Annotated in this window: 20 protein-coding genes and 1 pseudogene; 8 read left to right on the plus strand and 13 right to left on the minus strand. The window is 40.9% G+C overall.

What is annotated here, in order from left to right; genetic code table 11:
• Positions 1-342: 342 nt before the first annotated feature.
• Positions 343-1,950 (plus strand): BCCT family transporter, encoded by a 1,608-nt coding sequence (locus AACR11_RS27735; protein ID WP_029788179.1) that lies wholly within the window; start codon positions 343-345, stop codon positions 1,948-1,950.
• A gap of 128 nt (positions 1,951-2,078) precedes the next feature.
• Here AACR11_RS27735 and AACR11_RS27740 read toward each other — a convergent pair whose 3' ends face one another.
• Positions 2,079-3,041 carry an NAD(P)H-dependent oxidoreductase gene (locus AACR11_RS27740; RefSeq protein WP_029788180.1) on the minus strand — a complete coding sequence of 321 codons (963 nt, stop codon included), beginning with the start codon at positions 3,039-3,041 and terminating at the stop codon, positions 2,079-2,081.
• Between the two features lie 131 nt (positions 3,042-3,172).
• Between AACR11_RS27740 and AACR11_RS27745 the strand changes: the two genes are divergently transcribed.
• Positions 3,173-4,072: a LysR family transcriptional regulator gene (locus AACR11_RS27745; protein ID WP_079325310.1), complete on the plus strand. Its 900-nt coding sequence runs from the start codon at positions 3,173-3,175 to the stop codon at positions 4,070-4,072.
• 55 nt (positions 4,073-4,127) lie between these two features.
• Here AACR11_RS27745 and yghU read toward each other — a convergent pair whose 3' ends face one another.
• Together yghU and AACR11_RS27755 are read right to left on the minus strand one after the other, a co-directional pair.
• The gene (gene yghU, locus AACR11_RS27750) at positions 4,128-4,988 is read right to left on the minus strand and encodes a glutathione-dependent disulfide-bond oxidoreductase (RefSeq protein WP_009697048.1); all 861 of its coding nucleotides are present in this window, start codon (positions 4,986-4,988) and stop codon (positions 4,128-4,130) included.
• A gap of 205 nt (positions 4,989-5,193) precedes the next feature.
• Positions 5,194-5,769, minus strand: coding sequence for a TetR/AcrR family transcriptional regulator (locus AACR11_RS27755; RefSeq protein WP_029788182.1), 576 nt, complete (start codon positions 5,767-5,769; stop codon positions 5,194-5,196).
• Positions 5,770-5,868: 99 nt separating this feature from the next.
• Between AACR11_RS27755 and AACR11_RS27760 the strand changes: the two genes are divergently transcribed.
• Positions 5,869-6,402 (plus strand): dihydrofolate reductase family protein, encoded by a 534-nt coding sequence (locus AACR11_RS27760; RefSeq protein ID WP_029788184.1) that lies wholly within the window; start codon positions 5,869-5,871, stop codon positions 6,400-6,402.
• A gap of 148 nt (positions 6,403-6,550) precedes the next feature.
• Here the strand turns inward: AACR11_RS27760 and AACR11_RS27765 are convergent.
• The 6 genes and pseudogenes from AACR11_RS27765 to AACR11_RS27790 all read right to left on the minus strand — a co-directional run bounded on the left by AACR11_RS27765 (position 6,551) and on the right by AACR11_RS27790 (position 13,816).
• A pseudogene (locus AACR11_RS27765) lies at positions 6,551-8,071 on the minus strand (hypothetical protein).
• The gene (locus tag AACR11_RS27770) at positions 8,022-8,612 is read right to left on the minus strand and encodes a hypothetical protein (protein WP_029788185.1); all 591 of its coding nucleotides are present in this window, start codon (positions 8,610-8,612) and stop codon (positions 8,022-8,024) included. The pseudogene AACR11_RS27765 and the gene AACR11_RS27770 overlap by 50 nt, the downstream one beginning before the upstream one ends.
• A 750-nt stretch (positions 8,613-9,362) precedes the next feature.
• A complete protein-coding gene (locus AACR11_RS27775; protein WP_079325312.1) occupies positions 9,363-11,492 on the minus strand; it encodes a peptidase domain-containing ABC transporter in 2,130 nt (709 codons plus the stop codon).
• Complete coding sequence (locus AACR11_RS27780) at positions 11,492-12,670, minus strand: HlyD family secretion protein (protein ID WP_050582019.1); 1,179 nt, start codon at positions 12,668-12,670, stop codon at positions 11,492-11,494. Before AACR11_RS27780 ends, AACR11_RS27775 begins: the two co-directional genes overlap by 1 nt.
• A 105-nt stretch (positions 12,671-12,775) precedes the next feature.
• Positions 12,776-13,465 (minus strand): signal peptidase I, encoded by a 690-nt coding sequence (gene lepB, locus AACR11_RS27785; RefSeq protein WP_079325314.1) that lies wholly within the window; start codon positions 13,463-13,465, stop codon positions 12,776-12,778.
• A 42-nt stretch (positions 13,466-13,507) separates the two neighbouring features.
• Positions 13,508-13,816: a hypothetical protein gene (locus AACR11_RS27790; RefSeq protein WP_029788190.1), complete on the minus strand. Its 309-nt coding sequence runs from the start codon at positions 13,814-13,816 to the stop codon at positions 13,508-13,510.
• Between the two features lie 888 nt (positions 13,817-14,704).
• Here AACR11_RS27790 and AACR11_RS27795 point away from each other — a divergent pair.
• The gene (locus AACR11_RS27795) at positions 14,705-15,322 is read left to right on the plus strand and encodes a carboxypeptidase-like regulatory domain-containing protein (protein WP_223295787.1); all 618 of its coding nucleotides are present in this window, start codon (positions 14,705-14,707) and stop codon (positions 15,320-15,322) included.
• Between the two features lie 422 nt (positions 15,323-15,744).
• The gene (locus tag AACR11_RS27800) at positions 15,745-16,419 is read left to right on the plus strand and encodes a carboxypeptidase-like regulatory domain-containing protein (RefSeq protein ID WP_339367396.1); all 675 of its coding nucleotides are present in this window, start codon (positions 15,745-15,747) and stop codon (positions 16,417-16,419) included.
• Between the two features lie 340 nt (positions 16,420-16,759).
• Here AACR11_RS27800 and AACR11_RS27805 read toward each other — a convergent pair whose 3' ends face one another.
• Positions 16,760-17,479, minus strand: coding sequence for a beta-ketoacyl-ACP reductase (locus tag AACR11_RS27805; protein ID WP_009697041.1), 720 nt, complete (start codon positions 17,477-17,479; stop codon positions 16,760-16,762).
• A gap of 430 nt (positions 17,480-17,909) precedes the next feature.
• Between AACR11_RS27805 and AACR11_RS27810 the strand changes: the two genes are divergently transcribed.
• Complete coding sequence (locus AACR11_RS27810) at positions 17,910-19,394, plus strand: DUF1800 family protein (protein WP_029788192.1); 1,485 nt, start codon at positions 17,910-17,912, stop codon at positions 19,392-19,394.
• Between the two features lie 5 nt (positions 19,395-19,399).
• A complete protein-coding gene (locus tag AACR11_RS27815; protein WP_079325320.1) occupies positions 19,400-20,746 on the plus strand; it encodes a DUF1501 domain-containing protein in 1,347 nt (448 codons plus the stop codon).
• A 111-nt stretch (positions 20,747-20,857) separates the two neighbouring features.
• On the opposite strand, the gene AACR11_RS27820 is transcribed toward AACR11_RS27815, so the two are convergent.
• Genes AACR11_RS27820 through AACR11_RS27830 form a run of 3 tightly spaced genes read right to left on the minus strand, consistent with a single transcriptional unit; the run spans position 20,858 to position 23,732 of the window.
• The gene (locus AACR11_RS27820; protein WP_029788194.1) at positions 20,858-21,664 is read right to left on the minus strand and encodes a metal ABC transporter permease; all 807 of its coding nucleotides are present in this window, start codon (positions 21,662-21,664) and stop codon (positions 20,858-20,860) included.
• 3 nt (positions 21,665-21,667) lie between these two features.
• Positions 21,668-22,594: a metal ABC transporter solute-binding protein, Zn/Mn family gene (locus AACR11_RS27825; RefSeq protein WP_029788195.1), complete on the minus strand. Its 927-nt coding sequence runs from the start codon at positions 22,592-22,594 to the stop codon at positions 21,668-21,670.
• A complete protein-coding gene (locus tag AACR11_RS27830) occupies positions 22,584-23,732 on the minus strand; it encodes a hypothetical protein (protein WP_029788196.1) in 1,149 nt (382 codons plus the stop codon). Before AACR11_RS27830 ends, AACR11_RS27825 begins: the two co-directional genes overlap by 11 nt.
• A gap of 303 nt (positions 23,733-24,035) precedes the next feature.
• Between AACR11_RS27830 and AACR11_RS27835 the strand changes: the two genes are divergently transcribed.
• Positions 24,036-24,689: a cupin domain-containing protein gene (locus tag AACR11_RS27835; protein ID WP_029788198.1), complete on the plus strand. Its 654-nt coding sequence runs from the start codon at positions 24,036-24,038 to the stop codon at positions 24,687-24,689.
• Positions 24,690-24,697 lie beyond the last annotated feature (8 nt).

Below are 24,697 nucleotides of genomic sequence, written 5' to 3' on the forward strand. Positions count from 1 at the left end.
CGGTTGGAGTTTGTGCTTATAAGTTAGCCAAACATGTCTATCGAGAATCACGCGAATTTGTTACCACTCACGTGCTTTGCCCCTCCCTTTTGAACAAACCTTCCTCTACAACAAAAAGCAAATATTTACACATCAAAACATTACACCTCATTGCATTTTTAACCAAAAATCACATTAAAACGTAGTTAATGCTTTTAAATAAACCATCAATTTGCATTGTTTTACACAAAACATTATGATTGCGTCGCATTTTTTAATTTGAACTCAAAACAATTGGAGGGCGGTTTTAGTGTTTTTCTTACTCAAGAAGGGCACATTTAATAAAGCGTACATGTTGTATTTATGGATAATGCACTAAAAAAATATAGTATCGACACTACCGACTATCAGGTTGGTCAAGATAACGTTCAAAAATGGGGATTTGATATCCACAATCCAGTATTTGGGATTAGTGCTGGTCTTGTTCTTCTCTGTCTTGCTTCTCTATTAATCGTTGATCCTTCAACAGCCCGTGATGCCTTAAATGGCGTAAAGAACAGCATCATTTCTGACTTCGATGTGTTCTTCATGTGGTCAACAAACTTTTTCATCGTATTTGCTATCGCAGTCTTACTGTCACCACTAGGTAAAATCCGCATTGGTGGTAAAGATGCACAAGCAGAACACTCAACCGTTTCTTGGTTATCAATGCTCTTTGCCGCAGGTATGGGTATCGGTCTTCTGTTTTGGAGTGTCTCTGAGCCAACGGCTTATTTCACTGACTGGTATGGCACGCCCCTGAATGTTGAGCCTTACACAGAGGAAGCGAAATCCCTGGCTATGGGTGCAACCATGTTCCACTGGGGTATTCACGGTTGGGCAATTTACGCCATCGTGGCACTTTCGCTGGCTTTCTTCGCCTTCAACAAAGGCTTACCACTTTCATTACGCTCTGCGTTCTACCCGCTATTTGGTGATAGAGCTTGGGGCTGGTTAGGTCACGTCATTGATATTCTTGCGGTACTTTCAACCCTGTTTGGTCTAGCGACTTCGCTTGGTCTGGGTGCACAGCAAGCAACGAGCGGCATCAACCATGTATTTGGTCTGGATGGCGGCATTGGCATGCAAATGATCGTTATCGCACTCGTAACCTTTATTGCCGTACTTTCTGTTGTTCGAGGCATCGACGGTGGCGTTAAGCTACTGAGTAACATCAACATGGCGGTGGCATTTGCTCTACTGGCTTTTGTGCTATTCATCAGCTTTGATGTAGCAACAACGTCGATCTGGGATACCACAGTCGCATACGCAAAAGACATCTTCGCACTGAGTAACCCTCACGGTCGAGATGATACCGAATGGATGCATGGTTGGACGGTCTTCTACTGGGCGTGGTGGGTATCTTGGTCACCATTCGTCGGTATGTTTATCGCTCGAGTTTCGAAAGGTCGTACGGTTCGTGAATTCCTATTCGCTGTTATCGTTATTCCAACCACAGTAACACTGATTTGGATGGCAGTATTCGGCGGTATCGCGCTTGATCAAGTGGTCAACAAAGTCGGCGAGCTGGGTGCGAATGGTCTTACAGATATCTCACTAACCCTTTTCCACGTTTACGATGCAATGCCGTTTAGCTCGGTCATCTCGGTATTATCTATTGTTCTGATTTTAGTGTTCTTTATCACTTCTTCAGACTCTGGTTCACTGGTTATCGATAGCATCACAGCTGGCGGTAAAATTGATGCGCCGGTACCACAACGTATTTTCTGGGCATGTATCGAAGGCTCTATCGCTGCGGTAATGCTGTGGATTGGTGGTAAAGAGGCCTTGCAAGCGCTTCAATCCGGGGTGGTGGCAACAGGTTTACCTTTCACTTTTGTTCTATTGCTGATGTGTGTCAGCTTGATCAAAGGCTTGAGATCGGAATTACCTGCCTATCAGAACACCGCGCGGGAACAATCTGTTGCTTAATTTAAGCTGCACATAATCTAGAGAAAACGAGCGTCAATATGGCGCTCGTTTTTTAGATATTAAACAAATAAAAAAGCCCTAAGCATCTGGGCTTAGGGCGAAAGCAATGAATTGCTAGCTAAGGGCCGTTAACTCACCACTGGAACAACGCTGTATTCATGAATGATGACTCGTCCACTCTCATCAATCGACACTTGCCATGTCTCATTAACGTTTAAGTTGACTGCTTCACCTTTCATCATCGAATCATCATAACTGTCTGCTGTTAATCGAATACGCAGTTCCACTTGAAAACGATCACCATTAGGTTTCACTTCGATCTGCTGAACGTCGTGGTCACAGTTTGGTTTAAAAGTCGAACGGGCAATCGCATACCAATCACGAAAGCCATCATGACCTAAAAATTCACCTTCTGGCATCGACCATTTCACGTCTTGCGCTAGCTTGTCTGTGAAGAACTCCGTCCCTTCTTCTAAAACATCAAATTTGGCGAACCACTCAGCAACAAATGTCTGCATACGGCTCTCTGGTGAAGCGGTGATTTCTTCAATCTGTGCAGCTAAGCGGCTCGCATGATCTTTTGCACGTGCTTGCACTTCTTCTAACTTGTTATACACATTTGGAATGTACACCATATGATGGGTATAAACTGGCTTACGATAGTTCATACCCGCCAAATAAGCCGTTTGTTGGAATGGGTAAACAAACTGCTCGATAGTAAAGTGGTTGTAACCAAGTGGATCGTAAGACTCTGCAGGTCCACCAATCGTAAATGACAGAATGAAGTCTTTGCCTTTTAGCTTGTCGCCTTCAGGACCGTAAGCGAAGTTAAAACTGAATACATCATCTACCCACTTTTTCAACAACGCCGGTGCTGAGTACCAGTAAAATGGGAATTGCAACACAACCACATCAGCACTCATAAGCGCAGTTTGCTCTGCCTCAACATCAATTTGGTAGTTCGGATACAGAGTGTCTAAACGACGAACTTCAATATCACTAAGCCCTGCTTTTAGCTCGTCTAGGATAACTGTGTTGGTGTATGACTCATCTAGGTTTGGGTGACCTGAAATTACCAGTACTTTGCTCATCGTGATTCCTCTGTTTCGAAGCGTTAACCGATGAAGAGAGAATACGCTGAAGTAACCTTTAGTTTTAGATGCTCTTTACTTAAATTATTATTAGGTAGAAACTAACAATAAACGCAACACTAGGATGAAACATGAACGGCACCACCTACAATCAATTAATGATGTTCCATACTATTGCACAAGAAGGCAGCATCACCGCCGCAGCGCGTAAGTTAGAAATCGCACCACCATCGGTGAGTCAGGCACTAAAAATGCTGGAAGAACAACTCGGCTTGCCATTATTTACCCGCACCACTCGTCGCATTGAGCTGACAGAAGCAGGGCAACGCTTATACGATCGAACACTGACTACCATGTCTGATCTTAACCTCGCAGTCGAGAGTGTAAGTGATTTGAGCCGAGTGCCATCGGGCAAAGTTCGTATCACGGTGCCACGCTTTGTTTATCAATCTTTGCTCAAACCTATCTACATTGAGTTTTGCCAACGTTATCCCGATATCCAGTTGGAAATTTCTGTTTCCGATAAAACTGTCGATATCATTCGTGAAGGGTTCGATATGGGTATCCGCTTTGGCGATAAAGTGGAAGAAGGAATGATTGCACGTCAGCTCACTCACCCAGTGAAAGAAGCGTTATTTGCATCACCAAGCTATGTCGCGCAGTTCGGCTTACCCAATACGCCAGAAGACTTAAAAAAGCATAAGTTGATTCAATACCGCTTTATCTCTTCTAATCAAATCGCACCGCTGAAGTTGAACAACAAAGGGGAAGCCATCACCGTCGACATGCCAAGCGCGCTGATCGTCAACGACACCGATCTCATGGTTGACGCTGCCATCAACGGGTTAGGCATTGGTCGTATTGTGACGCCTATCGTACAAGAGGGCTTTCGCACTGGAGAGTTGGTGCCTGTGCTTGAAGAATATTGGCAGCCCTATTCTGGCTTATATGTTTACTTTCACAAGAACACCCAAAAAGCTAAGCGGGTTCTTGTGCTTATCGACTTCTTAATCGAGAAAACACACCACTAGGGATCAAAAAAAGGAATGCACAAGCATTCCTTTTTCGTTTAGTACGATGAAGCGATTACGCAGACTTTTTCGCTAGTGCGGAATCAATGTCTGCAGCGCTGTGACGCTCAGGTACCTGTTCCCACTCTTCACCCCATGAACGGTTAACAATACGACCACGTTGTACTGCTTCGCGTTCATCAATCGCTTTCGCCCAACGCACAACATTCTTGTAGCTCGCCACATCTAGGAACTCTGCCGCATCATAAGCACGACCCAGAACGAGGTTGCCGTACCATGGCCATGTTGCGATATCGGCAATACTGTACTCGTCACCACCTAGGAATTCGTTGTTCGCAAGGCGCTTATCCAGCACGTCTAGCTGACGCTTAGCTTCCATAGTGAAGCGGTTAATTGGGTACTCGAACTTCTCTGGTGCATACGCGTAGAAATGACCAAAACCCCCGCCTAGGTATGGCGCAGAACCTTGCAACCAGAACAACCAGTTCATTACCTCAGCGCGCTTCGCGCCTTCTGTTGGTAGGAAGTGACCAAACTTCTCTGCTAGGTAAAACAAGATGTTGCCAGACTCAAAAACATTCACCGGTTCAGCACCTGAACGGTCAACCAAAGCCGGAATCTTCGAGTTCGGGTTTACTGACACAAAGCCTGAACCAAATTGGTCACCATCGCCGATCTTGATCAGGTATGCGTCGTATTCAGCTGCTGTTACGCCTGCCGCCAAAAGCTCCTCAAACATGATCGTCACTTTCTGACCATTTGGCGTACCCATTGAGTAAAGCTGGAATGGGTGCTCACCAACTGGAAGCTCTTGCTCATGACGCGCGCCAGAATCCGGACGGTTAATGCTCGCCCACTGACCGCCATTTTCATTATCGTTTGTCCAAACTTTTGGTGGAATGTATTCGTTAGCCATTGTTATCCCTTATTGTGTTTGAATGCATCTTCAAACTGACGGCTCTAGCACGCCAGCAAGCATTATTGAAAGTATCCCTTCGCCTTTCGCTTCGGGCATAACCAAGATATTAGGTCTAATTAACCAAATAAAAGTCCTGTAATCTCTTTTAGTTAGAACCTTTGGTTATGGGAATTTCTTTCAGGGTATATACCCAAACAGCGCGTTAATGTGAGCTAGGTTCGAGATACCAACATGATGAGCAGATCAGACTTAACGGTCCATCCAACATATCAGTCTTAATCAAGCTCGCATCATGGCAACAGCTAATCGACAGCGCAAAACCGTGCAAGTAATCCGCCAGCAGATCCAAACTGTCTTTCTCTACTTGCTGGGATAAACCCAAGGGTTGAACAATCAATTGATAGCGCTCAGTAAACACTTGAGCCGGTCCGTGGGATGTCATGCTCAACATGGTTTGCAACAGCCCGTTATACTCACGCAACAGCTCAATATAACTAACGCACAGGTGTTTGAGTTCGCTTTGCCAATCTTCATTTGCTTGCGGTTGATAAATGTCTTCCACCAACGATGTTGTTAACGCTTCAAGCAAAGCATTTTTGTTTTTGAAGTAGTAATAGATCGCCATAGGATCCACATTCAATTGGGTCGCTAGCAGGCGAATACTTGGTACCTTTCCTTCCTTTTTCATCAATAACTTAGCCGACTCCAAAATGCTTTCTGCACTCAGTTGTGACTGCTTTGCGGTCGGTCTTCCACGTTTCTTTTCGTTGACAGACATTTGATCTTCTCGATAAACTCAGCATTATTCTACATTGTAGAATTAATTTTAACCCATACTTTAGCTTGGCTCAAGCATCACTACTTTGATGAGGTACTCATGGCAAATATCGTATTTATTGCAACCAGTCTGGACGGTTACATCGCAGATAAACAAGGCAAACTCGACTGGCTACAATCCGTACCAAATCCCGACAGTATTGATACTGGCTTCTTCTCACTGATGGAGCGTATTGATGGCTTGGTAATGGGACGCAACACCCTAGATGTAGTTCTGAGCTTTGATTGCGATTGGCCATACAGCAAACCTGTGTTCGTACTCAGCAACACCATGACAGAAGTGCCACAGGGCTACGAAGACAAAGTCTTTTTAGTAAAAGGCGAGCTAAAAGATGTGCTTACTGACCTGAATGCAAAAGGCTTTAACGAACTATACATCGACGGCGGTGTGACGATTCAGAGCTTTTTAAAAGAAGATCTTATCGATGAAATGGTGATCACGCGCTTCCCTATTCTACTTGGCGGCGGCGCACCTTTATTTGGTGATTTGCAACAGCCTCTCCATTTTAAAGTGACCAAGAGCGAAGTGGTGCTAGACACCTTGGTTCAAACGACCTACGTGCGTGAAAAGTAATCTACCTAGGTAATTTAAACAAAAGAAAAACGCCCTTCCTAAAGATAGGAGAGGCGTTTTTTATTTGTATTGTTCTAGCTTGGCGGAGCTCGTTTTTGGACGAAGTCAACGCCACAAAGTCATCCCGTGCATTGAGCCTAATGTCTATTCATGATGTAGTCGGCAGTAGAGTTGCGTAAGAATAAAGCTCGTACTTACTCTCTAGGTTTTGTTTCTCTATGAAATTCTTTTCTTTCTGCGAGTAAGGTTTTTTCGCCTCCAAATCAAGGAAAATACCTTGATAACTCCACCCTTTACGACGCAACTTACTCACTGATTGCTCTCCACTTTGTAGCTTTCTTCCATACCTATCTCTGACTGTCACAGTAACTTTTGTATTTTCCGGCTGCTCATCATATCCGTACCATATTAATGCCTGGGATTTTTCACCCAGTATAAATGGGTCATCGTTTGGGATATCTGAGCATTGAACAACGGTAAACGTTTGGTTTTCTCTGTCTTTCTTGTCGTGTTGGTGAGATAAGTATTTCAAGCCTGCAACCGGTTTGAGTTTATAGTTGTAGTTGGCAGAATCATATTCAAAGTACGAGTCATCGTAATGTGGATACATAGCCTTTTCAAACCAATCCCCACTTGGATTATCGACAAATTTAATCTCTGGTGCAGCGTGACTTTCGACAAAAGAAGGCGTGTATTGATAGGTCACTTCAAAAAGATGCTCTTCCATGTCTGGGTTGGTCAGTGAATCAAACGCTCGTCCCACGGATTTCTTGATTTTGCTAATCGAGTCAGGATGAGTTAGATAGATTTCAATTAAACCGTGCCCTGCAATATCTGCCGTACTCGGTGCTATAACGGTATTTGGTACAGGGACAGAGCCGATTCCTGTTAGTTGCAAGCCATTAATAACAAGGTCAGACGTTGATAAAATATAGTCACTATCGGGGGTTAATGTTGGCGAGGCCGGCGCAATATGAACCACGTGAATATTATCTGCGTCGTATCCTAATTGAGAAACGACATACTCGTAAGATTGATTCACCCATAAGTTTCCTTGCGAGTGAGCAATATAAATTAGCTTTTTGCCTTTCCATGTATTGGAATCATTGATGAGTTTATGCTGCATCTGAGTTTTTTCAGTATCAGGTGAATCAATCGAAGCACTCAAGAGTTGTAAAAACTCACGAATCATCGTATTCATACCTTGGCTGACAAGATCAGAAACAAACCCTTTAAACCATGAAAAAGTCGCGCTAATTTTTTGGATGATGGAACTGTCCTGACGTCCGCTAACGATTTCCCAAAACGCTTCCCATCAGTCAAACTGCTTTTGACCCAACTCTTCTGTTCTTTGGTCAAAAGTTTCAGCAAAATCAGCTAAAACATTCAACCCGTTACTTCCAATGTAAGAGTCATTATAGAACAATTGATATTCAACAGGTTCGCCTTTGAATTGCCTGATACCAAGGGTTGATTCTATTTTTTTCTGCCCCAATTTAGCGCCCTTCAATGTCGTAGCGACACCATTAAAAAAACTTATTGTGTATCCTTCAATATCACAGGAGTGAGCACTAACATGTGCTGGGAGTACCGTGCAAAGTAAAAAGGCACTTGTTAGTTTATTCACAGTACTTCTCCTCAGCGGGAAGCAATGTACTAACGGAACCATCTAGCAAATGATTATAAGCAAGATAAGCCATGGTTCTGGCTTTTGTATTGTATGTTAATGCTCTGATTGTTTTAGAAGTTTCGATTAAATCATCTACTAGGATACCGACAAAATCTTTGCATGCGATGACTTTATCGTATTCGTCACCTATCGCCATGGCTTTGTCAATATTAGCCTCAGTCTTTTCACTCCAATCGTAATATAGGTTTTTCTGAGTTTGACGTGCATCTTGCTTCAATGCATTACGCACTGGCTCTGACACTTCTAACGCATTGATGAATGCCTCAATATCGTCGCGTATTCCGTCCTTGTTTTCATCACGACCAGTCAGGGAGTCGCTTCTGTCTAGTGTGTAATCAAATTTTCGATATAGCAGAGCAAATTGGTCATCAATTGTAGGCTGAGCTTTAAGTTCTTCAGCAAGCTCCGGTGTTTTTTTAAAACTCTGATATTGGCTATTGTGATTTGGCTCTGAAGCCGTGGTGTTTTGCTGGTTACAGCCAGAGAGAACAAGCAGAGCGAGTAGCGATAATTTTTTCATATGTATAATCCATGTTTTTTATGGATATTACATCTGTGCTTTACGGATAGACCAATTGCGTTTTGTTATACCGAGTAAACAACTGGCAACTTAATTCTCTAAATATTTATGCCTTTATCTTGAAACCAAAACAATCTATATACTTCGATAATGCGAAAACATATATATCAAAGGATAAAAAACATTAAGATGTTTTATGATAGTTTATACCTTCCCTCTCAAAAGCTATGTCAGCAGGACAAGGTCACAACCAAAAGACACTGCGAGATTATAGGGTTTATCAACAACAAAGAGCATGTCATTATAAAAAAGTTACACATAACTTGACTAGGAAACTTGGTTACACTTTTAAACGAAATGCCACCCTATTCTTCATTGCGGTATTAGATTAGGTTATGTATATTTCGTTCGATAATAAGGTTAATATAACTCCCTTTCCGCGAAACCCTTTCAAACCGAATAGCTTGAAAGGGTTTTAAAACAACTATCTCCCACAGATTTGCTGGACAACAACTCGCTATGGAGGAAACTCGCCCTCTTTTAGAGGTATCTATATACTTACTCTATTGTTAAAGTTAATAGTCAACAAGTTATTTTCAGTCATATCCTTAAGATAAGAAAATTTAATTATACATAGCCCAGACATACTAACTACTTTTATTGAAGATCAAGCGACAATTTTTGATGTAGAATTATATTTTATCGCAAATTAATAATAAACTTAAGATAATTAGTTAAAAATCTCTAACGCTAGTGGTAATAACCATCAAGGTTTATAACTCTGTCCGCCATGTTAATGGTCTCTGCACTATGTGCTATTATTATTTTAGTTATGTCCAACTCCCTCAAACTTTGGTTTACTTTCTTTTCGTTAGCTTTATCCAAATGACTACTTGATTCATCTAAACACAGTACCTTAGGATCCCTATACAAAGCTCTTGCCAAGTATATTCTTTGTAACTGTCCGCCGGAAAAAACGCTTCCCATATCGCCAACCAAGGAGTTAAATCGCATTGGAAGATTAATAATCTCATCAAAAATGCAAGCTTTTTTGCAGCACTCTTCCAATTTACTTTGTTCAAAATTCAAGTCAAACATAGTGATGTTTTCTGCTATCGTTCCAGATAAAAGTGAATCATTTTGCATAACCGCAGAAAATTGCTGCCTATAGCTACTTAATGACAATTGGCTGATATCGATATCATTAAAAAAAATTTTACCCTCAGTCGGTTCTAAAAGACCGAGTATTACCTTCATTAATGTCGACTTGCCACATCCTGAGGGACCAACAATTGCGATACTACTCCCGGATTCTACTTCAAAAGATACATCACGAAATATCCATTCTGATGATTCTGAATATCGAAACCCTAATCCTTCAACCCTAATTGTACTGCCAGAAGTTTTAATTTTTTCTGATGAAAAATTTAATTTTTCTTTATCTTCAAGAGTAATATCTGACAATCGTTCTAGATGTAAACTCAACATTTTAAAGGATAACCATTTCCCTACTAGTGCTGATATATTTGACGTAAACTGACTTTTATATGCGATGAAAGCAAGAAGCATCCCTATTGTTAATTCTCCATCAATGACAATTAGAGCCCCTAGATATAGGATCAAAATGGATTCAAATCCATTCAATAAAGTAGTTATAATATTTTCGGTTAAGTTTAGTCTACTTTTTCTAATACCTATATTTGTCACATCTGCATATTTATTCAGCCAGCCATTTAATCGATTAGTTTCCTGACCAAAAAGTTTTAGTGTTTGTATGCTACGCACAGATTCCAAAAACATAGTATCCTCCTTAGCTTCAAATACTATACTTTCTTCTTCAAGTCTTTTTGAAGGATAAAAAAATGCATATTGCACAATAAGAGATACAGAAATAAAAACTAGTACAACACTAGAAAGAATCGGACTATAAATATACATCATGAAAAGTATTATAACTGCCATTAATCCATCAATAATCGCTTCAACCAATCCTGTTGTCATCATTTCTTTAATTGCGTTAAAAGATCCGAATCTAGATACAATATCTCCCACATGGCGCTTCTCGAAAAAAGAAATAGGTAGCCTTATCAGATGATCAAATATATTAGAAGCCAATTGAATACTAATTTCACAATTCAGTCTTATCATGAACCATGAACGGAAAGAACTAATAAAAACTTGTATTATTTTTAAAAATGAAAATCCGATAGCTAACACTAAAAGCAATGGTTTATCATGGCTTAAAAGCACATTATCTATAATCCATTGCATGTAATATGGTGATAATAATGCTAAGATTTGGATTAGTATACTTAAAGAAAAGAGAGCTATAAGAGAGCGCTTAATTCCTATTATTCGTCCCCATAGTTGTTCTATCTTCATCAAAACTCTAGAGTCTTCCTTTTTAAAATTTCTATTAGGAGTTAACTCTAGAGCAATTCCAGTGAACGCATCACTGAATTGTTTTTTATTAACAATTCTCTCCCCCCCAGCTGGATCATTTATATAATATCTACCTTTTTTAATTTTTGTAAGAACTACGTAGTGATCCAAATTCCAATGTAAAATGCACGGAAGTGCTAGGTGTGTTACTTCCTCCAAACTACATTGTAATGCCCTCGGTACCAAACTTAAATCGTTAGCTATATCCATTAACCGGAGAAGCTCTACCCCTTGATCACCCAAGTTAGTATGATGACGTAATGGTAATAGATTTATTTTATGTCCATAAAAAGAAGAAATCATAGCAATACATGCTAAACCACATTCTGTATTCTCTGATTGTAAAACCAAAGGTACTTTTTTTACTCCATTGAAATTTAACAACGTCTTAGCGTTAAAATTAGAGCTAGAAGAGTATCCTACATTCGAATTAGCCATTAAAATCTTCCTTTTACTGAATATAAAGGCTCTAACAACCAATCTAATAAGCTACGTTTTTCTAAAATTATATCCGCGTCTGCAATCATCCCGACTTTTAGTGGGTATGACTTACCATATGCTAAGACCGTTTGATTATCTAGTTCAGCTCTGACTTGATACATCGCCTCATTCACAGCAAAGGGTAAAGCCTTATCAGATGGCAATAATAACGCTTTATCAACACTGATTATTGTCCCTTTCACCATGCCAAATTTTTGATAAGGAAATGCATCAAATCTTATATTCACATGATCTCCTACTTGTACAAATCCAGAAGACCTCGTTGGTAACAACATTTCTAATTCTAGAGGCGAATCTTTGGGAATAATGCTTAAAAGAGGTGTTTTTAAGTTAATATTTGAACCAACATAACTTTGTATCGCGGTAACAATACCTGACTCTGGTGCTTTCTTAATAAATTCATATTGATTGTTTAGTTCATACAATTGAGTATTGATACTTGATATTTGACGTTCAATAGTAGTTAACTTTAACTGTAAATTTTCTGGCAAAGAATTTTTCTCACTTTCTTTAATCGATATTTCAAGCTCTATTGAAACGAGGTTTTGATCTAAGCGGTCGACATTTTCTTGAGCATTTAAATACTCCTCTAGTGAAACTAAAAATTCATTCCTAGATAAAAAACCTTTGTCTTTCAAATCTCTATTAATCAGATAATTATCTTTCTTAATTTTAAGTTTTTTTAAGCTAGTTTCTCTTAGTTTTTTAGCAGAAGAGTAACTCTTGTATAATTTTATTAACTGATTTTCTAATTTTAAATTATCTTTGTATTTAATTTCTTTAAGAATACTAATTTCATTTGTAAGAACGATTTTTTGTTTTTTCAATTCATTACTGATAGATTCTGAGAGCTCTTCTCCACTAGAAAGGCTTTGACTATTTTTTATTTTTGCAAGACCATCTCCAATTTTCACTTCCTTACCTTCCGAAACCATTAATTCTTCAATTATCCCCTCTCTATTTAGATAGACTTTAACTAGTCCTTTTTTAGGAGTTAAATATCCCTTTACAGATTCTTTTCTTGTATAGGAGTATTGATTTAAATAAATAAAAATCAAAAAAAAAGACATGAATACAAAAGCAACCTTAAAATAGAAAGAAAATGGTTGTGTCATTATCACATTGCCATACAGCCGTTTTTTTTTCGACTCAAAAACTTCTTCTCTAAACAAATTTAACCTATATAATAAAATATATTTTAATGAAAAAATTATTGAAATTTAATACAAACTACCAAGATAGACATATTCAATATCTTTTACATTTACAAAAGTTTCTTTAAAGTATCTTGAGTCTCTTGAATTTTTCAAGTTATCACCAAGAACAAAATACGAAAAGTCTGGAACAATAAAATTGATACTATTTATCAGATTAGAATTTTCATCGACCAAACAATTGTTACCATTACATATTTTCTTGTAATCAACGTTTATCTCATCATTTGGTATTGCAAATATCCTTTTAGTATATAGCTTCGACCCCATTCTAAATAATACAATATCCCCTCTATTTAATTTGGTATCTCCATTATATTTCTTTAATATAAGAATCTGACCATCTTTAAGAGTCGGTTGCATGCTACTTCCTATATTAGTAGCTAACACTACATTTTCCTCCAAGAACAAAATATTAAAAACTAAAAAAAGATGCAGCATTATTAGGAATTTCCGACATATTCTTGAATTAAATTTATCCTTACATACTATGGGAGAAATAAAACAACAAACAAAAAATACTAACAATACAATATTACTTACTATATACACTAAAGAGTCATTTAAATACGACATTAGTTTTAATACTAGAAAAGCTGAAATGATCAACAACCAAATATAATATACTTTCTTTCTAGAAATTAAATCATACAGACCTAATGATATAGCATTAAATATAATTAAAATAATTTTCATAATGAATAGAACCAGTAAGCTTTAACTTACTGGTTTTAATTTTTAATGTTCTATCGCTCTACCACCACCTTCACGACGGTAGTTACCATCTCTATCATTGTGTCCATGACGATGACGGCTATCATCATTTCTTCTCATGTTATCTAAAAACTCATCTTCCCCTACATTTAAACTTGTAGCATAGCCCGCTAAACCCCAAGGAGTACGGGTTGCAAAAAAGCCTCCTAGTGAAAGCCCAGCTCTAACTTTATCTCCGGTCGGTGCTCCATCCATTTGTCTATCTCTATGTGAACTTTCACCGCGTCCGGCTCCTACTACTAGCGAAATTTCTTTAATAGATAACTCTTTCATTTTTTTGCCTTTTTTGAAAAGTATGCCTCAGTTGGCATAACAAAACTAAATGACAATCAATACAACCACAAGATATGTTACAAATTAAAACTATAGATATGAGCTATAGATCACACATTTAGGTTGACTTTTTGAGATTATTACCCAAATAGAGCACAGCATATTCTTTAAATAATAGGGTTTTAGATATCTTCGGGTATCAAATCTATGGGTGATAGATTTAGCGGGATATTGGGATTAATTGATTAGCCCATAGCTAATATCCTTTTCCACAGACTAGAGATAGACATTCTATCGAGGTTTTTTAAACACTTATGCAATACTCATAGAGCTCAAATAAACTAACTCCAAGAGTTTTAAAAATAAAAATGGTTGTTGCAGATTTGTGAGGTTTGCAAAAACCGTATTTTATAAATCCAAAAATGACATTTAAAGTTAAAACAAGATTCGGATAATGATTTTATTTAGCTACAAACCCTAACTATTTTTCAAAATTGAAAATAATTTTTGTCTAAAAATTCTTATTTTTATTTTATTCAAAACCTAGCTTTCTTGTTTCAATAGCTATAAACCTTATAATTTTTAATAATATTACGCTTATCCATGGAGAATCAGTTTTAACTTTAAAAATAACACACCATAAACTTATTAGTTATTATCTCTTACAACTTTTGTAAGTAGTTAAAAGTGAAATTATATTAGATTGGTCAAAAAATAATTACTCCAATAAACTAATCATTTCAGTAACAGTAAAGGGGTATTATAAAAATCAAAATACTAAAGGAAGCTCTCGCTCCAATGAACTGACGTCTCATTTTTGACAACAAGTCCAAATTGAGCACTATCTTGCCTTAGACAATATTGTCAGTTCTGTTTTCGGCATATAGCATGCCAGAGACAAACTATATGCATATCAATGATTTGGATATGCTTAGAGGTTTACTATCGTTAACACACCTCAGTTTTCTGTTAGTTTTTACACTTTCAGCTTTTGGCTTGGAGAACAAAATGTTTAGAAAGAAAACGGTTCAGCTGTTCCCTCCAGTGACTGGAAAACTTACCAACAATGGCTCTCCCTTACATGGTGTTAAAGTAAAAAGAAGCTATGAATTTATCGATGTTACCGATGGTGAAATACATGACTACACGACAACTGACAGTGAGGGACGCTTTAGTTTTCCTGAGTTAACCATGCAATCACGCCATGCCGACAATCCCTTTGCTACCAATGTTATCTGGCAAGGTATTCGTATTGAAAGTGATGATCCAAGCAATGCTGAAGATGATGAAGTCTACCTATGGGATGCGAACTCTCGAGGGGTTACACATAATGCTTACTTTGTAGAGATGTTATCTGCTCTAAATTGCGATCTATCGAATCGTGAAGAAGTGATTTATGTGTATAACTCAAAATACTCCAGTGGCGTAATTGTATACCCTATAGTCAGCATTTGTAGATGGCCTAAACGATCTGAAATTGAAAAAAGAAAAGCCGCAGACATTTAAGAGTTTGATGAGCTTAAAAATTTGGATAAGTACGGAAATATTAATGGATTAATTTAGGGGATAAAAATGACAATACTTCCTCCAAGATTAACCTCTGAGCCAACTAATTTTTTCCATTCTATTATTGAATAAAAAACGAAGAATTGCGCTCTTACTTCACATACAAAAACATTTCTAAACTCATTGTTGGACATAATCATTTGAGGACATTAACAACAAATAACTTCTGTCCAGAGACTGTCGCATAACGCACCTAAGGAGGTTTCAGTCTAATAAACGATTAAAAAAATGAAGGTTCCTGTTAACGGTAAATATAATAGCAAGCCGCTCCAATGAACTGACGTATCATTTTTGACAACAAATCCAAATTGATCACTATCTTGCCTTAGACAATATTGCCAGTTCTGTTTTCGGCATATAGCATGCCAGAGACAAACCATATGCATATCAATAGTTTGGCAATGCTTAGAGGTTTACTATCGTTAACACACCTCAGTTTTCTGTTAGTTTTTACACTTTCAGCTTTTGGCTTGGAGAACAAAATGTTTAGAAAGAAAACGGTTCAGCTGTTCCCTCCAGTGACTGGAAAACTTACCAACAATGGTTCCCCCTTACCTGGTGTTAAATTAAAAAGAAGCTATGAATTTATCGATGTTACCGATGATGAAATACATGATTACACGACAACTGACAATGAGGGACGCTTTAGTTTTCCAGAGTTAACCATGCAATCACGCCATGCCGACAATCCCTTTACTACCAATGTTATTTGGCAAGGTATTCGTATTGATAGTGATGATCCAAGTAATGCTGAAGATGATGAAGTCTACCTTTGGAGTGCAAACTCTCGAGGGGTTACACATAATGCTTACTTTGTAGAGATGTTATCTGCTCTAAATTGCGATCTATCGAATCGTGAAGAAGTGATTTATGTGTATAACTCAAATTACCCCAATGGCGTAATTGAATACCCTATAAGTAGTATTTGCAGATGGCCTAAGCGAGCTGAGATTGAAAAAAGAAAAGCCGCAGACATTGAAGAGTTTGGTGAGCTTAAAAATTTGGATAAGTACGGAAATATTAATGGATTAATTTAGGGAATAAAAGTGGTAATACTTCCTCCAAGGTTAACCTCTGATCCAACTAATTTTTTCCATTCTATTATTGAATAAGAAACGAAGAATTGCGCTCTTACTTCACATACAAAAACATTTCTAAACTCAAAATAGGGAAGTTAGAAAAGTCTTGGCTATAACTTCAATAAAATGCTCAATCGTTTATATGGAGGCGCCAATGAGGCTGTTAAGCGTTTTTATGATTAACAGCTTCAACCTGTTTTTATGGAAAACGGGGTCCAATAACTAACTTGACTCTATCCAACAAAAACGCCCTTCACTCAGATGAAGGGCGTTTGTTATTTGAGGTTTAGTTCGTTGGTTAAAGCACTAAACCACCGTCAATCTTGAGCACTTGTCCTGTAATGTAAGCGCTCTTGTCGGAGGTGAGGAAGGACACACCATTAGCGATGTCTTGTACTGACCCCATTCGACCTAATGGGGTTTTGCCTTCCATCATTTCAATGACTTTTTCTGGTAGGTTTTTGGTCATGTCGGTGGCGATAAAACCTGGCGCGACACAATTGACGCGGATCTGTGCCCCCTTTCTTGATAGCTCTTTCGCCCAGCCTTTGCTCATTGAAATCACACCACCTTTACTTGCGCCGTAGTTGCTCTGACCGATATTGCCATCCGTTCCCACGATAGAAGAAATGCTTACAATACTGCCCTCCCCCTGCTCTAGCATGACAGGGGCAACACGTTGAGTTAGTAAGAATACGGCTTTTAAGTTCACGTCGATAACGCTGTCCCAATCTTGCTCTAGCATGTCTGGCAGCAATGCATCACGAGTAATGCCGGCGTTATTAACCAGCGCATCAATTCTGCCATGCTGTTTTACGATACTATCTACCACTTCGCTAACGGTTGCGGCATCGCACAAATTGACTTGATAACTGCTTAACTGCGCTGACTGGCTCCATTCCACAGGCGATATATCCAGCCCGACTACGTGGAATCCATCCTCGAGTAATTGCTCACAAATAGCTTGGCCAATACCACGAGCCGCACCAGTGACTACTGCTACTTTTTCCGGTTTCATCTTGGTCTTCCTTAAATGTTGAGATTACAAATTCGCTGTTATCCCTAGCGTTTGTTGTTTTTATGCTTAGTCGCGTTACAGCTGCGCTTCTCGTACGCAGGGTCTTTCATAAACTATAGAAACAGTCTGGGAGTCGGATGTGAACTAATCAAGACATCTTGATGATGGTTTGCCAAATAATGCGTTTCCGTCACTGTTCTATCGATGTTGCTGCGCAACAAATGCGCTTTTTGTTGAATAAGCAGCCTTTCACTTAAAGCTCACCCATTTAATTCTTAGATTATGCAGCAAAGTCACAATAAACCTGTGGGTATTACATTCTTGTTATCAAAAATCTGGATTACGATTTTAAAGATACAGCGTGCTTTTAAACATGGATGCGAGAAAGACGCCTCACCTGACAAAGATAACAATACCTACGGGAGATAAAATGAATCAGGCTTACATAGATGCAGCAAGAACGCTGCAACAGTGCACATTTGGGGCATCCCAACGTGACATTAATGACCTCGTTCAATCAGGAAGCATTGAAAACTGGGTCGCTCAACAAACACTTATCCCTTCTTCATCTTGGCTTACTCACTTTGAACAAGATGAGTTGAATGTTCCCGACTTAGGGCAGGGCTTGTATTACGCCAGCAGTTGGACGCGCATGACGGTGGAAGGCAACGATATTCTGCGTCAACGCATCGGTTATACCCTTTCTCAACTGTTTGTCGTGAGCGTAAAAGACCCAGCATTTAGTGCAGCGTCTAAGCGTCGTTACATGTGTAATTACTTCGATGGGCTGCTCGATAACGCTTTTGCGAACTTCCGTGATGTGATTCGCTTTGTATCGAAATCGCCAATCATGGGCGAATACCTAACCTTCGTAAACAACGTTTCTAATGAGCTCACTGCACCAGATGAAAACTACGCGCGAGAGCTGTTGCAGTTATTCACTCTTGGTCCTGTCAAGCTGCGTAATAACGGTGAAGTCCGTTTGGATGCCGAAGGTAACGAAATGGCATCTTACACGCAAGAAGATATTGAACAACTGGCCCGCGTGTTTACCGGCTGGAAGTTCATTGATATCCGCGGTAATGACAAATACAGCCAACCGATGTTGCCACGCGGCGAGCATGACATGGGCGAAAAACGTATTCTTGGTAAAACCTTCCCCGCCGGTGTGGGTGCAGAGGATGAGCTGGAAGCAGTGATTGAGCATTTGATGAAGCAGAACACACTCTACACTTTTGTAACCAAGTTCTTCATCAATAAGCTTGTGACCAGTAACCCGAGAGCGGGCTACATTCGCCGTGTCCGCCGGGCATTTAAACGCTCTGATGGCGACATGCAAACTCTAGTAGTTGCGATTTTAACTGACAAAGACGCCCTGCGTTCTGGTAACTCAGTGGGCAAATTGCGTGACCCGCTATCTGTCTTTACTCATGCGATGCGCGCTCTGCAAGTGAAGCGTCGTGACGGTGTGATGATGTGGCCAAAACAATTCAATTGGTATAGTCGAACGCTGCCTTTATCTGCCCCATCTGTGTTTTATTACTATCAACCTGATGACGCGCCAAATCATCCTGATTTTAATGGTTTGGTGGCACCCGAGTTTAATGTGTATCAATGGCATGACATTTACCAATACGGGATTCAGTTCCGTGAGTTGATTGCTCGCTTCGAACAGGAAAACAAAGATTGGTACATGGATGAAACCTTGTTCACCCGTTACCTTGCGTTTGATGATGAAGGGGTTGTTGATTACCTCAACGAGCATTTGTTCGCTTTCCAAATGAGTGAGCAAGCGCGCCAATGCTATCTCGATTACCTCGCTCAGTGTCCGGGACGCAAACCGGAATGGCGCAAAGAGATTAAGAATCTCGTCATGAACGCACTGCTTTCACCAGAATTCATCACACAGGGGTAAACATCATGAACTTAACTCGACGTCGATTTTTACAAGCAAGTTCCGCTGGTGTGGGTATTTCTGCGCTGAACCTAGCGGCATTTCCTGCCTTTGCTGACTCGTTTAATCAATGCCAAAACGGATATCGCGCCGTTGTCGGCATTGACCTTGCAGGCGGTAATGATGGCTACAACATGCTTATTCCAACGGCAGCCAATGCCAACGCTCAATATCGCGCCCTACGTGGCAATTTGGCTTTGGATGAAACTACGTGTATTTACCTAGATGCCGTGAACGACACGGCAAAGCTGGCGCTCAACCCTGCCATGGCGGCGCTCAAACCTTACTGGGACAGCGCGAACCTTGTACCTGTGATTAACCTAGGACCACTGACTCAACGCGTAAACAACGTGATATATGGCGAAAGTACGCGACCAGCGCATCTGTTCAGCCACTCGCATCAATCCACCATGGTTCAGTCTCATGCGACCAAGTCTTTATCGAAAGAAGGCTTTGGTGCAAAGACATCCACCGAGCTAGGTACCATGCTGCGCAATCTAAACGAACTATCGCCAATGTTTGATATTGGCGGTACACAGGTGTGGACAAATTGTATTGAAGCACAATCCAACTCGGTGGGATCTCAACCTCCAAGCGATATTTTTAATGATCAACGTTCACGCGACTTGTTCGATCAACTGCAAAGTACCGGCAGTTACAACAATATTTTTCAATCGCATTACGCAGGTGTCGCGGTAGATTCCACCAGAATGTATGAACAGTTTAGTTCGATTCTGAATTCCGAGATCACCGATGCTTTCCCTGAGACACGAATCGGTAAGCAATTGAAAGCGGTGTTCAAGCTAATTCTACATAAAGATCAATTCCAACATCCTGCTCAGTACTTCAGTTGTAAGTTGGGAGGGTTTGATACTCACTCAGCACAAATCAGTCGTCAAACTGGCTTGTTGCAAGAGTTGGCAGAAGCAATGGCAGCGTTCCAATTAGCATTACAAAACAATGGGTTGTTTGAGCAAGTGACGACATTTACTCACACTGAGTTTGGTCGAACTCTGATTCCAAACGGCACCGATGGCACGGATCACGGCTGGGCAAGTCACGCCTTAGTCATGGGCGGTGGTGTAGCAGGAAAAGCAATTGTGGGTGAGTACCCGGATTTATCTGAACATAGTCCGTATTTGCTTTCTCGTGGGCGTGTTATTCCCACTATTTCTTCAGATCAATTGCATGCAAGTTTGATGGCGTGGTTGGGCTTATCGGAAACCGGAATCAATCAATTATTCCCTGCGTTGGATAACACTTTGACAGATTCGATTCAGCCTCAAATTCTCCCTATTTTCAAATCTTGCTAAAATAGAAACAGAGAGAGTGGCTAATTGGTCTATAAACGAAGACTGATCAGGCGTTACTAATAAGAAAAAGCAGTGCTAAACAAAAGGCTCCGTGAATGCGGAGCCTTTTTATCATTGCGCGATATGCTCTTGACCTTTGCAAGCAGATTGCGATTTGAGCAACCAAGGTTGCAGCAAAAGATTGAACAACATACCTGCGATAAACAAGGTGATGACAATACTCGCCCCGCTTGGTAAATCGTAACGAGCCGAAACAGCAATGCCCGATAGTATTCCGACAATACCAATGCTGATACTCGCAATAAAGAACCGAATCCCTTTCAATGCTGCGGCGCACAAAGCCGGAATCACCAACAACGCAAATTCTAAGTAAATCCCCGTGAGCTTGACCGTAATCGGCATCAAGATAGCAAAGATAAGATAGAAGCCACTGCCCAGCATAAACTCAGGCTTGAACCATAGCAACAGCAGCATCGCCGCGGTTATCAAAGCCAAAGGCCAAACGTCCGCCCACGTTGCCCACAACAACTGACCATTAAGGATGCCTTGAATGAAGTCACCGCCATGTGGGTCTTTGCTCACGAGCAAAATCGCCAGCGATGCGGATACTACAAACAGGCTGCCGATCATCGGCTCTAAATGCTGTTGGTATCGCTTCTCCATTACAGCGATCAGACCACAAAGCAATAACGACATCACCCAAGGACCAACCATCTCACCAAAGAAGGAGCCTGAAAACAGTGCGTATTGGTTCAACCAATAATGGCTGAGCGCAGCTCCCAAAGCGGCAACTTGTGCCACCGCCAAATCAATAAAGATGATCTGTCGATTGAGAACTTGTTGCCCAAGAACCACATTGCCAACCAGAGCAATTAAGCCGCACAACACCGCTGGCAATAACCATGCATACTCAGCCATGGTTTAGATCTTCACCGGAATGGGTTGCACGAGCACGTCCAATAAATCGTCGATAACTTGATCGTACATTTCATCCAAGCTTTCACCTTTAGAAACCGTCAGTGGCAGTTGAATCACAGGTTTGTTTGTATGCTGCTGTAACCAATTTGCTGGACGCTGGTCTTGGTGAGATGAGTAAACAATCGCATCAAAACTATTGGCATCTAACTTGGTGAGTGATTGCAGGTGAGATGTGGTTGGCGAGATACCCGGTTTTGGTTCTAAGTCAGCAATTTGCTCCATGCCAAGCCAATCGTACAAATAACGATAAGTCGCATGATATCCCACCACTTGCTTCCCTTTTAATGGCGCGGCTTTTTCATTCCATTCATTGAGTTTTTTACGCCAATGCGCACGAAACTTCATGCCTTTAAACTGGTACGTTTGCGCATTATCTGGATCGATGGTTTTCAAACGCTCGGTGATCGCATGTGAGAGTGGAATCATATCGTTGGCTGCAAACTGCACGTGCGGATTGCCATGGGCGTGAATGTCCCCCATGCTACGGTCGACGTGGTCATGAGTATCTAACATTCGAACGAAATCCGTTGCGTAAATCATACTCGGTGCGCCGTTTTGTACCGCAGCATTGCTACTGCGTACTTGCAACATGGGTAGCCACCCTACTTCCAACTCGGCGCCGGAACACATTGCCATATCAGCTTGGCGCATCTTAGCAATTAGAGAAGGGCGAGCTTGGACGTAATGCGGATCTTGCTTTACTGTGGTCGCAGAATAGATGGTGGCGTCTGGTGCGTGGCTTTCGAGCAAGGCTTTCCATTCTGGCTCACAAACGAAGATGTTGAGAGCCAAAGCAGGCGAAGAGATGATGGCAGCCCCCGCCGCCATCATCGCTAAACTGCATTGAGTCAGTGTCAGCTTAGAACGTATGTGCACCGTGCGCTCCAAATGTCATAACGTATTGCAGAGTAAATACGTTATCTGTTTCGCTGTCTTGGTTATCGATACGAGTGTATTGCGCACGGATAGTACCAAAGTGAGAAGAATCCCACGCGATCATCGCATCCATCTCTTTATCATTCAGTGCAGTGAAGTGCATATGGTCGCCGTGAGCATGACCATCGTAGCTTTCTGCTTCACCGTAACGTAGACCTGCTGACCAGCTTGGGTTAAATCGGTAAACACCTGATACGTAGTATGCGCTTAGGTTATCTGGCGACTCCGCATCATCTTTAAACTTGCTGTCTACCACGCCGTCCAACAACATGTATTCCGCTGATAGTGTCAAGTTGCTGTATTTGTAATTACCATCTGGAGCCCATTTCCATACGAAATCTGCACCGTAAAGGTTTGCACCAGTAACTGCTGCACTATGATTATGGTCGTGACCATGCTCCTCTTCGTGACCATGACCGTGGTCGTGATCTTCGAACTCTTTCACTTTCCCGTTTTCGTTACGCAGGTAGCTTAAACCAAACTGCCAGCTAGACGACTCAGAGAAATCATTACCTAGTTTCAGCGTAGAAGTATAAACGCCTACTTTGGAGCCTTCTTCAACAGAAGACATCTTGCTACCACTTAACGCTTCAACGCCAAATTTCACGTACAGATCCGTTGGCAACACAATGTTTGCGCGTACACCATCATCGTAGTAGTGCGAGCCTAGGAATGTGCGGTAAGCAATCGGACGCTCCACAAAGCTGTCAGTGTGCATGTGTTGATTGTTCAGGTAACCAAAATCAGACAGGAATCGACCAGCACGAACATTGAGACCGTATGGAAGTGCCAGTGTCTCGACAAAAGCTTCTTCAAGCATCAATTCTGTTTCATTGCCATGGCTTTCTAATACTGCTGTTAGCGCACCGTGGAATTTGTCATCAATGTTTGCAGACATGTTCAACTCAGTGTGACCAAGACCAAAACCTTCTTCACGCTCTGAGTTATGACGTTGGCCATCTTGATAGTAACCGTCTAGCACTACGCCAATCTGAGGGTTCGAAAGCGCATCGGCAAAAACTGGGGAAACAAACAAGCTACCAACCGCTAAAGAGACCAATTTCTTATTCACTACGTTTTTCCTTATTTTGTTATGTTATAACACCATTCAATATTTCGCGGATGTTATAACATAACAAAGAGTAAAAAAAGCGAAGCATGTAACAATTTGTAAAATTAACTTATGTGTAAATTATCAATAATAATCATAAGGTTAACCGGCAAGGCCTCCGTATCACTCGAAAAATCCATACCTAACCTTGTGAAAACTCCTGGTTGGCAAACACGCGAAAGCGACTAGAATCGCTTTATTACCCAGATGACGCCAAGATGCTTGGATATACGTACTGGATACAAACAAATACTGGAAGCAACTATGTTAAACATGGATTTTTCACAACGCTTGGTGATTAAAACCGCAGAACAGGAATGGATCGCTAGCCCTGCTGTTGGCGTGTGGCGTAAACCGTTAGAGCGTGAAGCTAAAGAGTCAGGACATACCACCAGCATAGTGAAGTACGAGCCAAACTCAGCGTTTGCTACCCACCCTCATCCGTATGGGGAAGAAATCCTAGTGCTTGAGGGGGTGTTTTCCGATGAACATGGCGACTACCCTGTCGGAACTTATATACGCAACCCTCCGGGCAGCCAGCACGCACCTTTTAGTCGTGAAGGCTGCGTAATCTTGGTAAAACTCAACCAGTTTGATCCAAGCGATCTTGAAACGGTACGAATTCATACTCATCAAGCAGATTGGCTACCGGGTATTGGCGGATTGCAGGTGATGCCATTGCACGATTTCAAACACGAACATGTGGCGCTGGTAAGGTGGCCAAAAGACGAAAGATTCCAGCTACACCGTCACTTTGGTGGCGAAGAGATCTTTGTATTGTCGGGCGAGTTTAGAGACGAATTTGGTGAGTATCCAACTCATACATGGTTGCGCAGTCCGCACATGAGTGAGCACTTTCCTTTTGTGGAACAAGAAACGGTGATCTGGGTGAAGACTGGGCATCTACCCGTTAAATAGCGTGCTTA

Origin of the sequence: Vibrio sp. L85, assembly GCF_963871815.1 — a bacterium.
GTDB lineage: Bacteria > Pseudomonadota > Gammaproteobacteria > Enterobacterales > Vibrionaceae > Vibrio > Vibrio harveyi.

Coding starts and splice junctions, on each gene's coding strand:
- AACR11_RS27790 (WP_029788190.1), bottom strand. CDS start 13,816: ATGAAAGAGTTATCTATTAAAGAAATTTCGCTAGTAGTAGGAGCCGGA.
- AACR11_RS27800 (WP_339367396.1), top strand. CDS start 15,745: ATGCCAGAGACAAACCATATGCATATCAATAGTTTGGCAATGCTTAGA.
- AACR11_RS27835 (WP_029788198.1), top strand. CDS start 24,036: ATGTTAAACATGGATTTTTCACAACGCTTGGTGATTAAAACCGCAGAA.
- AACR11_RS27745 (WP_079325310.1), top strand. CDS start 3,173: ATGAACGGCACCACCTACAATCAATTAATGATGTTCCATACTATTGCA.
- lepB (WP_079325314.1), bottom strand. CDS start 13,465: ATGAAAATTATTTTAATTATATTTAATGCTATATCATTAGGTCTGTAT.
- AACR11_RS27810 (WP_029788192.1), top strand. CDS start 17,910: ATGAATCAGGCTTACATAGATGCAGCAAGAACGCTGCAACAGTGCACA.
- AACR11_RS27760 (WP_029788184.1), top strand. CDS start 5,869: ATGGCAAATATCGTATTTATTGCAACCAGTCTGGACGGTTACATCGCA.
- AACR11_RS27820 (WP_029788194.1), bottom strand. CDS start 21,664: ATGGCTGAGTATGCATGGTTATTGCCAGCGGTGTTGTGCGGCTTAATT.
- AACR11_RS27740 (WP_029788180.1), bottom strand. CDS start 3,041: ATGAGCAAAGTACTGGTAATTTCAGGTCACCCAAACCTAGATGAGTCA.
- AACR11_RS27755 (WP_029788182.1), bottom strand. CDS start 5,769: ATGTCTGTCAACGAAAAGAAACGTGGAAGACCGACCGCAAAGCAGTCA.
- yghU (WP_009697048.1), bottom strand. CDS start 4,988: ATGGCTAACGAATACATTCCACCAAAAGTTTGGACAAACGATAATGAA.
- AACR11_RS27795 (WP_223295787.1), top strand. CDS start 14,705: ATGCCAGAGACAAACTATATGCATATCAATGATTTGGATATGCTTAGA.
- AACR11_RS27735 (WP_029788179.1), top strand. CDS start 343: ATGGATAATGCACTAAAAAAATATAGTATCGACACTACCGACTATCAG.
- AACR11_RS27815 (WP_079325320.1), top strand. CDS start 19,400: ATGAACTTAACTCGACGTCGATTTTTACAAGCAAGTTCCGCTGGTGTG.
- AACR11_RS27780 (WP_050582019.1), bottom strand. CDS start 12,670: ATGACACAACCATTTTCTTTCTATTTTAAGGTTGCTTTTGTATTCATG.
- AACR11_RS27805 (WP_009697041.1), bottom strand. CDS start 17,479: ATGAAACCGGAAAAAGTAGCAGTAGTCACTGGTGCGGCTCGTGGTATT.
- AACR11_RS27770 (WP_029788185.1), bottom strand. CDS start 8,612: ATGAAAAAATTATCGCTACTCGCTCTGCTTGTTCTCTCTGGCTGTAAC.
- AACR11_RS27775 (WP_079325312.1), bottom strand. CDS start 11,492: ATGGCTAATTCGAATGTAGGATACTCTTCTAGCTCTAATTTTAACGCT.